This window comes from Pseudarthrobacter sp. SSS035, from assembly GCF_023273875.1.
Taxonomy (GTDB): Bacteria; Actinomycetota; Actinomycetes; order Actinomycetales; family Micrococcaceae; genus Arthrobacter.
Genome location: NZ_CP096882.1, coordinates 164,423 through 179,219 on the forward strand (window position 1 = coordinate 164,423; position 14,797 = coordinate 179,219).

The following is a 14,797-nucleotide window of genomic DNA, read 5'->3' on the forward strand; positions in this document are numbered from 1 at the left end:
AACCTAGTTATCCAGGCAGGTTGGACCCAGGAGCACCTTCAGGTCGCCGAACAATGACGGACTGGGGTTGACCCGGAGATGGACGGGCAGCCCCATGACTTCCGTCCGGGTGTCCCCCTGCAGGTGCAGCCGGACTTCCGAGTTCCCCCGGTGGTTCCGCAGGACATCGCCCAGTTCGGTGACAACAGCCTCGGTGGCCTTATGGGTAGGCATCGAAATGAGCACGGGGCCGTTGGTTCCTTCACTGAGGTCCGGAACGGACAGTTCCATACAGTTCAAAGCGATCGCCCCGTCGTCCCGCCGCTGCAGGCGGCCCTTGACCACCACAATCAGGTCCTCGGCAAGGACCGAAGCGATGGGGCCGTACACCTGGCCGAAGAACATCACCTCCATGGAGCCGCCGAGGTCTTCGATTTCGGCACGGGCATAGGCGTTGCCACTCGCCTTGGCGATCCTGCGGCTGAGCGAGGTGATCATGCCGGAGATGGTGATGATGGCGCCGTCGTGCGGCCCGTCTTCGCCGATGATCGACGTGATGGACTTGTCCGCGTGCTGGCTGAGGAGTCCTTCCAGGCCCTGCAGCGGGTGGTCAGAAACATACAGGCCGAGCATGTCGCGCTCAAACGAGAGCTTGTCCTTCTTCTCCCATTCCGGCAGGTCGGGGATCTCAATGCTCAGCGACGCTTCGGACTCGGCCTCCTCGAAACCGGCGAAGAGATCGAACTGGCCGATCGCTTCGTTTCGCTTGAGGGTGATGACTGAGTCGATGGCCTCTTCATGGATCATCGCCAGCGCGCGCCGGTGGTGGTTGAGGGAATCGAAGGCGCCGGCCTTGATCAGGGATTCAATGGTCCGCTTGTTGCAGACCACCGCGGGAACCTTCATGAGGTAGTCCTTGAAGGACGTGTAGGCCCCTTCCTTTTCGCGCGCGGCCACCATGGCTTCGACGGCGTTGACGCCAACGTTGCGGATGGCGCCCATGCCGAAGCGGATGTCGGTGCCCACCGGGGTGAAGTTCAGCGCGGATTCGTTCACATCCGGTGGCAGCACGGTGATTCCCATGCGCCGGCATTCGTTGAGGTAGAGGGCCGATTTGTCCTTGTCGTCACCGACCGACGTCAGCAGGGCAGCCATGTACTCCGGCGCAAAGTGCGCCTTCAGGTAGGCGGTCCAGTAGGAGATCACGCCGTAGGCGGCGGAGTGGGCCTTGTTGAAGGCGTAGTCGGAGAACGGCAGCAGGATGTCCCAGAGGGTCTTGACGGCGGCCATGGAATAGCCGTTGTCCTGCATGCCCTGGGAGAAACCTGCGAACTGCTTGTCCAGCTCGGATTTCTTCTTCTTACCCATGGCGCGCCGCAGGATGTCGGCCTGCCCGAGGGAATAGCCGGCGAGCTTCTGGGCCACGGCCATCACCTGCTCCTGATAGACGATCAGGCCGTACGTGCCGCCGAGGATTTCAGCAAGGGGTTCCTTGAGTTCGGGATGGATCGGAATGACTTCTTGGATCCCGTTTTTGCGCAACGCATAGTCGGTGTGCGCGTTGGCGCCCATCGGACCGGGACGATAGAGCGCCAGCACGGCGGAGATGTCTTCGAAGTTGTCAGGCTTCATCAGCTTCAGCAGTGAGCGCATGGGGCCGCCATCAAGCTGGAACACGCCCAGGGTGTCGCCCCGGGCCAGCAGTTCATACGAGGCCACGTCATCAAGGGCCAGGCTGTCCAGGTCCAGGTCCAGTCCGCGGTTGAGCTTGATGTTCTCCAGGGCGTCGGAAATGATCGTCAGGTTCCGCAGGCCGAGGAAGTCCATCTTGATCAGGCCCAGGCCCTCGCAGGTGGGATAGTCGAACTGCGTGATCACCTGGCCGTCCTGGATGCGCCGCATGACCGGGATGACATCGATGATCGGGTCCGAGGACATAATGACGCCGGCGGCGTGCACGCCCCACTGGCGTTTCAGCCCCTCAATGCCGAGAGCCGTCTCGAAGACCTTGGCGGCCTCGGGATCAGTTGCGATCAGCTGGCGGAAGTCACCGGCCTCGCTGTAGCGCTTTGAGTCCTTGTTCTGGATGTCGGCGAGCGGGATGTCCTTGGCCATCACGGCTGGCGGGAGCGCCTTGGTCAGCTGCTCGCCCATGCTGAACGGGTATCCCAGCACACGGGAGGAGTCCTTCAGCGCCTGCTTGGTCTTGATGGTGCCGTACGTGACAATCATGGCCACGCGCTCGTCGCCGTATTTCCGGGTCACATAGTCGATGACCTCGGACCGCCGACGGTCATCGAAGTCAACGTCGAAGTCAGGCATGGACACACGGTCCGGGTTGAGGAACCGTTCAAAGATCAGGCCGTGCAGGAGCGGATCCAGGTCCGTGATGCGCATGGCGTACGCCACCATGGAGCCGGCTCCGGAGCCACGGCCCGGACCGACGCGGATGCCGTTCTTCTTCGCCCAGTTGATGAAGTCGGCCACCACCAGAAAGTAACCCGGGAACCCCATGGAGGTGATGACTTCGAGCTCGTAGTCAGCCTGGGTGCGGACTTTGTCCGGGACACCGCCCGGGTACCGGTATTCCAGTCCGGTGGCAACTTCCTTGACCAGCCAGGATGTCTCGTCCTCGCCCGGCGGGCAAGGGAACCGCGGCATGTAGTTAGCACCGGTGTTGAACGAGACATCGCAGCGCTCGGCGATCAGCAGGGTGTTGTCGCAAGCATCCGGGTGGTCCCTGAACAGCTCCCGCATCTCCTGCGGGGATTTGAGGTAGTAGCCGCTGCCGGAGAACGCGAAGCGGGAACCGCCGTTGTCGTACGATGGCTCCAGCAGCGTGGAACCCGACTGGATGGCAAGCAGGGCCTCGTGCGCCTTGGCGTCGTGTTCGTGCGTGTAGTGCAGGTCGTTGGTGGCCACCAGCGGCAGGTTCAGGTCCTTGGCCAGCCGCAGTAGGTCCCCCGTGACCCGGCGTTCGATGTCCAGGCCGTGGTCCATTAGTTCGCAGAAATAGTTCTCCGCACCGAAAATGTCACGGAATTCCGAGGCGGCTTCCATGGCCTCGCGGTACTGGCCCAGCCGCAGCCGGGTCTGGACCTCCCCCGACGGGCAGCCAGTAGTGGCGATCAGGCCTTCGGAGTATGTGTTCAGGAGCTCACGGTCCAAACGAGGCCACTTGCCGAAGACTGCGTCCAGCGAGCCAATGGACGAGGCCCGGAAGAGGTTGCGCATGCCGACGTTGTTATAGCTCAGCAGCGTCATGTGAGTGTAGGAGCCACCGCCGGAGATGTCGTCCTTGCGCTGGTGTTCCTCGCCCCAGCGGACACGACTTTTGTCCGTCCGTGCGGTGCCGGGGGTGACGTAGGCTTCGACGCCGATAATCGGCTTGATCCCCTGGTCCGTGGCGCGCTTCCAGAAATCGAAAGCCCCGAAAAGGTACCCGTGGTCGGTGGTGGCCAGGGCCGGCATCCCGAGGCGTTCAGTCTCGTTGAAGAGCTCACCCAGGCGGGCTGCGCCATCCAACATGGAGTATTCGGTGTGGTTGTGGAGATGGACGAACGAGGCATTGCTGGAAGTCACCGCACCATTCTAAGCGCTGGCGGACCGCCAAGGGCCCAGCGACCCAGCCGCTAGGCCTCCCCGGACTCCAGGACCTCGAGGGCAAAGGCCAGGTCCTGCGGGTATTCGCTGGTAACGGTCACGCGCTCCCCCGTTGCCGGGTGGTCGAAGCCGAGCTGCCGGGCATGGAGCCATTGCCGGGTCAGGCCCAGGGTGGCGGCGAGCCGAGGATCCGCCCCGTAGGTAAGATCTCCGGCGCATGGGTGCCGCAACGCTGAAAAGTGGACACGGATCTGGTGTGTGCGCCCGGTCTCAAGGTGCACCTCCACCAGCGTGGCCTTGCCAAAAGCCTCCAGCACCTCATAGTGCGTGATCGACGGCCGGCCGTCTTCGATCACGGCAAAGCGCCAGTCGTGTCCGGGGTGGCGACCGATTGGTGCGTCGATGGTGCCCTCCAGCGGATCCGGGAGCCCCTGGACCACCGCATGGTACACCTTCTCCACGGTGCGCTCCTTGAAGGCCCGCTTCAGGGCCGTGTAGGCGCGCTCCGTTTTGGCCACCACCATCACCCCGGACGTGCCGACGTCGAGCCGGTGCACAATCCCCACCCGCTCAGGGGAACCCGACGTCGAGATCCGGAAGCCGGCTCCGGCGAGACCGCCGACCACGGTGGGCCCTACCCAGCCGGGCGACGGATGCGCGGCAACGCCCACCGGCTTGTCCACAACGACAAATTCGTCGTCGTCCAGCAGGATTTTCAGGCCTTCCACAACTTCCTCCACCACTTCGAGCGGGTCCCGTCGTTCAGGCACCGTCACTTCCAGGACATCGCCGGCAACCAACCGCGCGGACTTTCCGAGTTTCTTGCCGCGGCTCACCACGTTGCCTTCAGCAATGAGGGTCGCGGCCATTGACCGGGAAATCCCCATCAACTTGGCGAGCCCTGCGTCCGCCCGCGTTCCGCCGAATTCGTCGGCGACCACCACACGCTCAGACACCGTCCGTGTCCTTCGGCTGTGCCGCCTCTTTCCGTGCCGCCGCGACGTGGCGTGAACCGTCAAGGGCGATCCCCTTAAGAGTGAGGATACAAATGATGACCACCGCTGAGACCACCGCGGAATCGGCGATGTTGAAGATCGCAAAATTGGGCAGCTGGATGAAATCCACCACGTGCCCCATGCCGAACGAGGGCTCCCGGAAGAGCCTGTCCGTCAGGTTGCCCAGGGCCCCGCCCAGGAGCAGACCCAGTGCCAGCGACCACCAGGCCGAGCCCAGCTTGCGCACCTGGAACAGAATGGCGATGGAGACGCCGGCCATGATGATGGAGAACACCCAGGTGACATTCTCCCCGATCGAAAAAGCGGCGCCGGAATTGCGGATGAAGTACCAATGCAGGAGCGGCGGAAGCACCGGGATGCGTTCACCCTCCACCATCGAGGACGTCACCCAGAGTTTTGTCAGCTGGTCCAGGACGTACGCAAAGACCGCAAAACCGGCGAAGAGCGAGAGCAGGAGTGCCCGCCGGGGGCGGGCCGATGAAGGAGAAGGGTTTGCGGCGTCAGCGGCGAGGTGGTCAGTCATGGTGCTTTCATTTTGTAAAACCGATGTTAAATCCCAAAAACCGGCGGCCGAGGAATCCTCAGCCACCGGTTCTCAGAATACGTGCTTGACGAACTAGTTCGCTTCAACCTCGGGTGCCGCCACGGAACCGCGGGCGTCAAGGTCGCGCAGCTGGCCTTCAATGTAGGCCTTCAGGCGTGAGCGGTAGTCGCGTTCGAAGCCGCGGAGTTGCTCTACCTTGCGTTCCAGGACGGAGCGCTGCTGCTCGAGGGCACCGAGGATCTTCCGGGACTTCTCCTGGGCATCGTTGACCAGGCTGCTGGCCTCGATCTGGGCCTCTGCGATGATCTTGTCCTTCTGGGACTGACCGTCGGCGACGTGACGGTCGTGCATCTGCTGCGCCATGGCGAGCAGGCCGGCAGCGGACTCGGCTGAAACCGTGCTTCCGTTGGCTGCGGTGGGCGCAGCAGCCGGGACGGCCACAACAGGTGCTACCGGCTCGGCTTCCTTCTTCTTGGCGGCGTCGGGAGCTTTCGCCTCGACCTCGGCCTTCGCCGGGGTTTCAACCTTGTCAGCCTTGACGGGTGCGGGAACCTTCTCGACCACCGGGGCGGACGCAGCCGAGCTGGCCGGCACGCCGGAACCTGATTCTGCAAGCTTCTTGCGGAGCTCGTCGTTCTCCTGGTTCAGGCGCCTGAGTTCCACAACGATCTCGTCCAGGAAGTCATCAACTTCATCCTGGTCGTACCCTTCGCGGAACTTGGTCGGCTGAAAGCGCTTGTTGACAACGTCTTCTGGCGTCAAAGCCATCTGGTCACCTCATTGGTCTAGTTAGTCAGTAGGCCTTCCGGCCGTCAAAACTACGGTACCTAAATATTGTCTGGTTCCTCTAATTCAACACTGGGTGTCAAACCGGAGATTTCTTCGCGGCCCAGAGGGAGTTCCATTTCCAAGAACTTCGCCTGCACCGCTAGGTCTTGTCGAAGATTACGCGAAACCCCTGGTGACCGCCATCGCGATGCTGACGGCGATGAACAGGACCAGAAACCCGAGGTCCAAGGTCACCCCGCCGAGCCGCAACGGCGGGATCACCCTCCGGAGCCCCTTGAGGGGCGGATCGGTGATCGAGTACACCGTGTGGGCCACCACGAGGGCAACACCACGCGGACGCCATTCCCTGGCAAACATCTGGACCCAGTCAAAGACCAGCCGGATGATCAGCGCCACGAAGAACAGCAAAAGGGCGATATAGACAAGTCCGAAAACAATTCCCATGACTTAACTCATATCTCCATGTCCATTCCGGATACCGCGGTGCCCTGCCAATGTTTCTTGTCTATTTCAGCACAGATGCCAGACAGGTGTACCTGTCTGGCATCCGGAATAAGCTCAGGGCTAACTTTGATTGAAGAAGCTGGCCTGGGTCTCGCTGACCTTCTTGTCATCGCCAATGACCTCAATGTACGACGGTGACAGCAGGAAAACCTTGTTCGTGACGCGTTCGATGCTGCCCCGGAGACCAAAAACCAGGCCGGCCGAGAAGTCAACGAGACGCTTGGCGTCCGCTTCGCCCATGTCGGTGACGTTCATGATGACGGGGATGCCGTCCCGGAAACTCTCACCGATGAGCTTGGCGTCATTGTAGGACCGCGGGTGGATCGTGGTGATCTGCCGAAGCCCGGACGGTTCTTCGCGGCTTGAGGCCGCACGCTTGATGGGGGTCACTGGTGCGCGGTATTCCTCTTCGGGGGCGTGTGATGACTCGCGGCTGACGTCGCGGACGGGTGCCGGTGCACGGCGTTCCTCGCGGTCAACTTCCATCGAATCGTCCTCGTCCTTACGTGTTGTGGTGTGCTCGGACTCGTAGTGTTCATCGCCATCGGCGAGCCCAAGATAGATCATTGTCTTGCGCAGAGCGCCGGCCATGGTCGACTCCTAATCGTGTCCGTAGGCGGGCCGCCCAATGACTTGACAGCCTTGAATCCCCCGCCATTCACTTCCTATGGGTTCGACGCTACCCCACGTCAGGACGCGAGCCGAGAATATCGGAACCGATTCGCAGGTGTGTCGCACCGAAACGGATGGCCGCTTCCAGGTCCTGGCTCATGCCCGCCGAGATGGCGGTTGCGCCGGGATGCTCCGCTACCAAGGCCGCCGAGATGGCTGCCAGCTTTTCAAACGCCACCTCAGGACTGGTCCCCAACGGGGCGACAGCCATAACGCCCGCCAGTTCCAGTCCTGCCGCAGCCGCCAGCCGCTCTGCCAGGAGTGGTACCTCCGCCGCGGCCACGCCGCCGCGATGCGCGCCGGCGTCGTCGTCGAGGCTGACCTGGATGAAGCAGTCCAGGGCTCCCCGGCCCGTCCGCTCCTGTTCCGCGGCGATGGCCCGCTCGAGGCCATCAACCAGGGCCAGCCGGTCCACGGAGTGGAGCGCATGGGCATACTTCACGACGGATTTCGCTTTTTTGCTCTGCAGCTGACCGACGAAGTGCCAGTTGAGTCCGAGGCCTTCGAGTTCGGCCGCCTTCGAGGAGGCTTCCTGATCCCTGTTCTCGCCGACGTCGCGGACGCCGAGGGAAGCCAGGCGCCTGATGTCGGCGGCCGGATGGAACTTGGTGACCACAATCAGCGTGGGCAGTTCCCCCGCCCGGCCTGCATCCTGGACGGCCGCATCAATACGACGCTGCACGGCGGCGAGGCGCTCCGCCAGATCAGCCATCCGTTCGGCGTTGTCCTCCACAGTGCCCTCATTCATGCGACCACACCAGTCCCGCGAAGCGCCCGGTGGTGTTGGACCTGCGGTAAGAGAAAAGCTCTTCGTTTTCAAGCGTGCACGGACCCGCATATTCGATAACGACGCCGGCAGCTTCAAGTTGGCTCTTCGCCCCTGCTGGGAGATCCAATGCTGGCGTGCCCCAGGACGTGGCAGCCCGCGTCGCCGGCACCTGGGCAGCTACTTGGGCGCGCAGTTCGGCGGGCACCTCATAGCAACGCCCGCAGATTGACGGGCCCAGCCAGGCACGGATGGCGGTGGCCCCGGCTGAGCGCATCCGCTCCACTGCCGCCGGGAGAATACCGTCTTCTATCCCCGGGCGGCCTGCGTGCGCGGCGGCGAGGACCGGGCCGTCTGGTCCTTCCCCTACGAGTAATGCCGGGATGCAGTCGGCCACCATCACCGCAAGCGGCAGCCCCCACGACACCATGGCATCGGCGGTCGGCGCCGGCGTGGCCGGCTCCATCATTTCCACCGCAGTGCCGTGGACCTGCTCCATGAACCGAAGGGAACCCACGGTCAGGCCGGCAGCGTTCTCCAGCGCCTCCCGGCGCTGGAGAACATCAGCGGCGTTGTCCCCGACGTGCAGGGCAAGATTGCCGGCCTGGGTGTCTGTGAACGCCACACTCACGCCAGCCGAAACTTCGGCCCGCCAATAGAACAAACCGGGCCCTACTTCAGGAAGTCGGGGACATCCAGGTCATCGGCGCGGTTCCCCGAGAGGTCCGGCTCCACTACCGAGGGCAGGTCGACGTCGAAACCTGAGTCGGCGGGGACCGCCGACGGGCGCTGCTGGCCCCAGTTGCTCAGGCCTGACGCGCCGACTCCGGCGTGGACCGGCTGGACGTTGTGCTGGTGGCTGCCACCCGAAGTGGGCGCCTGAGCCGGTGCGGGTGCCGCTGCGGGCCGCTGCGGCGCAACCTGCGGCTGCGACTGGTCCATGGAGGGAGAGGTAGCCTTGACGTCGTCGAAACCGGCGGCAATGACCGTGACACGGGCCTCGTCACCCAGTGCGTCGTCGATCACGGCACCGAAGATGATGTTGGCTTCGGGGTGGGCCACTTCCTGGACCAGGCGGGCAGCTTCATTGATTTCGAAGAGGCCGAGATCGGAACCGCCCTGGATGGAGAGCAGGACACCATGGGCGCCGTCGATTGAGGCTTCCAGCAGCGGCGATGCAATGGCGAGCTCGGCAGCCTTCACCGCGCGGTCTTCGCCGCGGGCGGAGCCGATGCCCATCAGCGCGGATCCTGCGCCCTGCATCACGGACTTGACGTCCGCGAAGTCGAGGTTGATCAGGCCGGGGGTGGTGATGAGGTCCGTGATGCCCTGGACACCGGACAGCAGGACCTGGTCAGCGGAACGGAAAGCGTCCAGGACGGAGACGTTGCGGTCGCTGATGGACAGGAGCCTGTCGTTCGGGATGACGATCAGCGTGTCCACTTCGTCGCGGAGGGCGTCGATGCCCGCCTCTGCAGAACCAGCACGACGGCGGCCCTCGAACGTGAACGGGCGGGTCACCACACCGATGGTCAGCGCTCCGAGGGACCGGGCGATGCGCGCAACCACAGGGGCGCCACCGGTGCCCGTGCCGCCACCTTCGCCGGCGGTCACAAACACCATGTCCGCGCCGCGGATGACCTCTTCGATTTCGTCGGCGTGGTCCTCCGCAGCCTGCTTGCCCACCTCGGGGTTGGCGCCTGCACCGAGCCCGCGGGTCAACTCACGTCCGACGTCGAGTTTGACGTCGGCGTCACTCATCAGCAGCGCCTGGGCATCTGTGTTGATGGCGATGAATTCAACGCCCCGGAGGCCGACCTCGATCATGCGGTTGACTGCGTTCACGCCACCGCCGCCGATGCCGACGACCTTGATGACGGCCAAGTAATTCTGCGGAGCTGCCACGTTACGTGTCCCTTGTTCGTGTCCTATTGCGAAAACTGTGGAGTCGGGCTTGAAGCTTCGAACCTTAACCTTCGAGTTGAAGGTTATAGTTATGTCAAGTAACTCATGTCTGGAACGCTATTTCCTATGGTTCGGACATTCAATAACCGGAGCCGCGTGTCGCGGGAATACCGGGTAAATAAAGCGTTCAGCGCGTCACCGGATGCCGGGGCGCGCTCACATCGTACACACGGACGGGGTTCTTCGGGTCCGCGGGAACTTTGAGCAGGGCTTCAAGCACCTTGGCTTTGAGCTCCTTCTCCCCCGCATTCCCCCAAATGATGGTCTGACCGTCCACCAGTTGGAGCTCCACGGCGTCCACAGACTGGGCGGACGCGTTGGACAGCTTCGACAGCACGTCCAGCGGGAGAGCCCCGAGGACCGCTGCGGTGGCCTGGAAGAGGTCCTTGCCAATGGTTCCGGCGCCGCCGTCGATTACGGGCAGGGCCACCGTGGCAGGGTCCGCAGGGCTGGCCAGGACCACGCCGTCCACATCGACCAACTGGTACTGCTCCCCCTGCTTGACCAGGGCCACCGGGACCCGCTCCAAAACCTGGACCACCAACCCGGACGGCGGGCGTGCCTGGGTTGAGACGGACTTGATCTGGACGAGCGGCGCCAGGAGGCGGCTGACCTCCTCATCGCTGATCTGGGGCAGGGGTTTGCCCTTCAGGGGTTCCAGTGCGGCCTGCACCTGTTCCGTGGTGACGAGCCGGGTCCCGGACACCGAGACGGTGCCTACGGCGAGTACCGGCGAAAAGATTGCGGCGGCCAGCAGCGCACAGACCAACGCCAGGACAGAGCCCAGGGTCACCATGATGTTCCGCTTGAGGCGTTTTCCGGGCGGCTCCGGGAAGGCCAGCACATTATCGGTGCCCGCCGGCGCCTTGACTGCTGGTGCCTTGTCTGCCGGCGCCCCGCCCACTGATGCCTTGCCCGCTGATACCTTGTCCGCTGACCGCTTGCGGCCGGCGTCCTTCGCATTCTTACGGCCGGACAAAGACGGGGTGTCCGCCTCGGGGGCGCTTTTGGAGGCCGAAATGACCTCCGGTTCCGCCGGAACGGAAGGCTGGCGCCTGCCCGGTGAAGCGTAGGTGGGCCGGCGCGGACTACCCACCGAGAGCCTGCACGATCTGCGGTCCGAAGGCCGTGACATCCCCTGCCCCGACGGTCAGGATGATGTCGCCGGGTCCGGCGGCGTCCGTAAGGGCAGCAACCGCCCCGCCCGGCTCCACCAGGCGTCCGCCGGGCGACAGGTGCTCGGCGATGAGCTGGCTGCTGACTCCCGGGATGGGATCTTCGCGCGCGGGGTATATGTCCAGGACCAGGGCGGTGTCTGCCAGGTTCAGCGCATCTGCGAACTCCCTGGCAAACTCCCTGGTGCGGGAGAACAGGTGCGGCTGGAACAGGACATGGACGCGGTGGCCTCCGGCCACGGACCGTGCAGCCGTCAGGGCGGCCCGGACCTCGGTGGGGTGGTGGGCATAGTCGTCATAGACGCGCACCCCGCGCGCCTCCCCTTTCAGTTCAAAGCGCCGGGAAGCGCCAGAGAAGTGCGCCAGGGCACGCGCGGCAGCTTCGGCGTCGACCCCCAGCTCCAGCGCGACGGCGACGGCGGCGGCGGCGTTCAGCGCGTTGTGTCTGCCCGGGACCTGCAGGTCCAGGGCGAACCGCCCGGCGGGTGAGGAGACCGCCACGTCCCCGGGGCCGCCGTCGTGCAGCACCAGGTCCGACCCCTCCGAGGTGCCGTACAGCACCACCCGGGTGTTGCCGCGCGCGCGCGTGCGCCCTGCGAGGGCTGCGGCGCCGGCGTCATCAGCGCAGGCGATCAGTACGCCGTCGGCCGGAAGCAGCTCCGTAAAGTGGTCGAAGGACTCGTAGACGGCCTCGGCGGTGCCGTAGTAGTCCAGGTGATCGGGTTCGACGTTGGTGACCACGGCTATCTTTGGCCGGTAGTTCAGGAAGGAGCCGTCGGACTCGTCAGCTTCGGCCACAAAGACCCCTGACGTGCCGTGGGCGGCATTGACGCCGAGCGCAGGCACGTTGGCGCCGATCGCAAACGACGGATCCATCCCGGCGCCCTGGAGCAGGACGGTGATCATGGAGGTGGTGGTGGACTTGCCGTGGGTGCCTGCCACGGTCACCACGAGGTCGTCCCCCATGGTGGCTGCCAGCGCTTCCGAGCGGTGCAGCACGGGCAGGCCGGCCGCACGCGCGGCCACCAGTTCGGGGTTGTCCGCACGGATCGCCGAGCCGGCCACTACAGTCTGGGCATTGCCCAGGTTGGCTGCGGCGTATCCGACGGCGATCCTCGCGCTGGCGGCGGCCAGCTCCGCCATCACCGGAAGGTCCTTGGCATCCGATCCGCTGACGGCGACGCCGCGGGCCACCATGATGCGGGCCACGGCGGACATTCCCACCCCGCCGATGCCGATGAAATGGACTCGGCCCAGGGACTCCTGGCTGCGGATGCTTGCGGGGATCATGCGGATACCGCTTCCAGGACAAGGTCAGCCATGCGCTGATCGGCGTTTCTGATGCCAAGGCGGCGCGAGCTGGCGGCCATGGTGGCCAGGCGGCCGGGGTCGGTGACCAGGGGGATGAGCCTGCTGGCCACCCACTGCGCGGTGAAGTCCTTATCCTGGACCAGGAGTGCGCCGCCGGCGTTCACGAGCCCCGCCGCGTTGAGCGCCTGCTCGCCGTTGCCGATGGGCAGCGGGACAAACACTGCCGGCACTCCCACGGCGGCCACTTCGCAGACCGTGGCTGCGCCGGACCGCGCCAGCAGCACGTCGGCGGCGGCGTACACCCGTTCCATGCCGTCCACGTACTCCAGCTGCCGGTAGCCCGGCGCGGCGAGCGGGCCGCCGTCGGGCCCCAAAACCGTCTTGCCGCGGCCGGTGATGTGGAGTGTCTGGATCCCCGCCGCGCCAAGATCCTCGACGGAGGCTGCGACTGCGCGGTTGATGCTCAGGGCCCCGGAAGAACCGCCGGTCACAATCAGCGTTGGCGACGTGGGATCCAGGCCCAGTTCTTCGCGCGCGGCGGCGCGGGCAGCGTCACGGTCCAGGCTGGAGATTTCGGTCCGCATGGGCATGCCCACATGGCGGGCGTGACGCAGGCGCGTGGTGTCGAAGGCGGTGGCCACGTGACGGGTCAGGAACGATCCCACCCGGTTGGCCAGGCCGGGCCTGGTATTGGCCTCATGGATCACGATGGGGATTCCCCGGCGCCGGGCGGCGAGGTACAGGGGTGTGCAGACGTAGCCGCCGACGCCCACCAGGACGTCAGCCGAGGCGTCGTCGAGGATGCGTCCGGACTGCCTGACCGCCCCGGCCAGCCGTGCGGGCAGCCTGAGGAGGTCAACGGAAGGTTTCCGCGGAAACGGCACCCGGTCGATGGTGGCCAGGTCCAGGCCGGCGGCTGGCACCAGCCGGGTTTCCATGCCGGCGGGCGTGCCCACAGCCAGCAGCCTCGCTCCGGGCGCGGCTGCACGCAGGGCGGCCGCGATGGCCAGAAGGGGGCTGATGTGGCCGGCGGTTCCGCCGCCCGCCAGGACAATGGACAGGTTCTGGGAAGTCATCTGGTGCTACGTACGCTTTCTTGCGGTTGTTGTGGGGCTGGCGGTCTTGCGGGCAACGGTAGTCGGGCCGGCGGTTTTCCGGCCAGCAGGTTTGCGGCCAGCGGCTCCCCCGGCCTTCTTGGCGCCGAGTTTGAGCAGTTTCTTCGGCCTGAGGGCGGGCGCCATCTGTTCGCGGGCGAGCGACAGCACCACCCCCACGGCGCAGAGCGACATCAGCAGTGCCGAACCGCCGTAGGAAATGAATGGCAGCGGCACGCCGATCACGGGCATCAGCCCTGTCACCACGGCCATGTTGACCGTGGCCTGCCCCAGCAGCCACACCATGATGGTGCCGGCCAGCACCCGGTGGAACGTATCCTCCTGCGCCACCACTACGCGGTAGATGGCGGCGCCAAGGATGGCAAAAAGGACAAGCACGACGACGGTGCCCACCAGGCCGAGTTCCTCGCCGATGATGGCGAAGATGAAGTCGTTGTGGGCTTCCGGGATCCAGCTGTACTTCTGCCGGCTTTGGCCCAGGCCAACCCCGAACCAGCCGCCGGACGCGAGCCCGTACAGCCCGTTGGTGGCCTGGTAGTTGGCGTCAATGCCGTCGGCACAGGACTGGCCTGTCCACCACGAGGTGATGCGGCACATGCGGTTTGAGCTGGTGATGGCCATGACGGCCGTGCCGGCGACCGCGGCCAGGGCGGCGAACCCGAACAGGTACAGCGGTACGCCGGCGAAGAAGAGGGCGGCAGCAGTGATCATCATGATGATCATGGCCGTGCCCAGGTCATTGCCCAGCAGGACCAGGCCGATGACCCCGCCCGCCAGCGGCACGGCCGGGATCAGCACGTGGGGCCAGCGCCGCAGCAGCTTCCCTTTCCTGGCCAGGACGGTGGCCATCCACAGCGCCAGAGTCAGCTTGGATGCCTCGGACGGCTGGAACGTGATGCCGCCCAGGTCGATCCAGTTCTTGTTGCCGTTGACTTCGTCTCCGATCACCTGCACCAGGACCAGGAGGACAAGGGCCCCGCCCAGTCCGGGCCAGGCCAGGCGCTTCAGCCAGACCACGTTGATGCGGGAGAGGACAAACATGGTGAAGATGCCGATGGCGGCGAACATTCCCTGCTTGAGGGCGTCGCCGTAGGGCGATTTTCCGGCAGCGATGGATTCGACGCTGGAGGCCGATAGCACCATCATGATGCCGATGGCGGTCAGGGCCAGCGTGGAACCAAGGATCAGGTAATAGGTTGAGCCGTTCTTGGAGGTGCCGGTTCCTTCCAGCGTGGACCAGAAGGCTTGGTACGAGTCCCGGATCCGGTCCGGCAGGGTGACGGTGGACTTTACGGGAGAAGCGGGTTTCCCGGCGCGCGGCCGGGGGGCCGGCGACCGGGTGGGCGTGCTGACCATTG

General features: G+C 65.0%; 13 protein-coding genes. All 13 read right to left on the reverse strand.

Features of this window, described 5'->3' with window-relative positions; translation table 11 throughout:
* Positions 1-3: 3 nt before the first annotated feature.
* Positions 4-3,561, reverse strand: coding sequence for a DNA polymerase III subunit alpha (gene dnaE / locus MUN23_RS00780; RefSeq protein ID WP_248761651.1), 3,558 nt, complete (start codon positions 3,559-3,561; stop codon positions 4-6).
* Between the two features lie 50 nt (positions 3,562-3,611).
* Complete coding sequence (locus MUN23_RS00785) at positions 3,612-4,538, reverse strand: RluA family pseudouridine synthase (protein ID WP_058929372.1); 927 nt, start codon at positions 4,536-4,538, stop codon at positions 3,612-3,614.
* Entirely contained in the window at positions 4,531-5,121 is a 591-nt protein-coding gene (gene lspA, locus MUN23_RS00790; protein WP_058929373.1) for a signal peptidase II, read from the reverse strand. The genes MUN23_RS00785 and lspA overlap by 8 nt, the downstream gene beginning before the upstream one ends.
* 93 nt (positions 5,122-5,214) lie before the next feature.
* The gene (locus tag MUN23_RS00795; protein ID WP_248761652.1) at positions 5,215-5,910 is read right to left on the reverse strand and encodes a DivIVA domain-containing protein; all 696 of its coding nucleotides are present in this window, start codon (positions 5,908-5,910) and stop codon (positions 5,215-5,217) included.
* Between the two features lie 177 nt (positions 5,911-6,087).
* Positions 6,088-6,375 (reverse strand): YggT family protein, encoded by a 288-nt coding sequence (locus MUN23_RS00800; RefSeq protein WP_248761653.1) that lies wholly within the window; start codon positions 6,373-6,375, stop codon positions 6,088-6,090.
* 120 nt (positions 6,376-6,495) lie between these two features.
* A complete protein-coding gene (locus MUN23_RS00805; RefSeq protein WP_056342219.1) occupies positions 6,496-7,026 on the reverse strand; it encodes a cell division protein SepF in 531 nt (176 codons plus the stop codon).
* Between the two features lie 88 nt (positions 7,027-7,114).
* Positions 7,115-7,855, reverse strand: a complete 741-nt coding sequence (locus MUN23_RS00810) for a YggS family pyridoxal phosphate-dependent enzyme (RefSeq protein ID WP_248761654.1) — start codon at positions 7,853-7,855, stop codon at positions 7,115-7,117.
* A complete protein-coding gene (locus MUN23_RS00815; protein WP_248761655.1) occupies positions 7,848-8,537 on the reverse strand; it encodes a polyphenol oxidase family protein in 690 nt (229 codons plus the stop codon). Before MUN23_RS00815 ends, MUN23_RS00810 begins: the two co-directional genes overlap by 8 nt.
* 8 nt (positions 8,538-8,545) lie before the next feature.
* Positions 8,546-9,778 (reverse strand): cell division protein FtsZ, encoded by a 1,233-nt coding sequence (gene ftsZ / locus MUN23_RS00820; protein WP_248761656.1) that lies wholly within the window; start codon positions 9,776-9,778, stop codon positions 8,546-8,548.
* A 187-nt stretch (positions 9,779-9,965) separates the two neighbouring features.
* Positions 9,966-10,934 carry a cell division protein FtsQ/DivIB gene (locus MUN23_RS00825; RefSeq protein ID WP_248761657.1) on the reverse strand — a complete coding sequence of 323 codons (969 nt, stop codon included), beginning with the start codon at positions 10,932-10,934 and terminating at the stop codon, positions 9,966-9,968.
* Positions 10,927-12,303 carry a UDP-N-acetylmuramate--L-alanine ligase gene (murC, locus tag MUN23_RS00830; RefSeq protein ID WP_248761658.1) on the reverse strand — a complete coding sequence of 459 codons (1,377 nt, stop codon included), beginning with the start codon at positions 12,301-12,303 and terminating at the stop codon, positions 10,927-10,929. The genes MUN23_RS00825 and murC overlap by 8 nt, the downstream gene beginning before the upstream one ends.
* The gene (gene murG / locus MUN23_RS00835; protein ID WP_248761659.1) at positions 12,300-13,400 is read right to left on the reverse strand and encodes an undecaprenyldiphospho-muramoylpentapeptide beta-N-acetylglucosaminyltransferase; all 1,101 of its coding nucleotides are present in this window, start codon (positions 13,398-13,400) and stop codon (positions 12,300-12,302) included. The genes murC and murG overlap by 4 nt, the downstream gene beginning before the upstream one ends.
* A 6-nt stretch (positions 13,401-13,406) precedes the next feature.
* Positions 13,407-14,795: a putative lipid II flippase FtsW gene (gene ftsW / locus MUN23_RS00840; RefSeq protein ID WP_248761660.1), complete on the reverse strand. Its 1,389-nt coding sequence runs from the start codon at positions 14,793-14,795 to the stop codon at positions 13,407-13,409.
* Between the last annotated feature and the right edge of the window lie 2 nt (positions 14,796-14,797).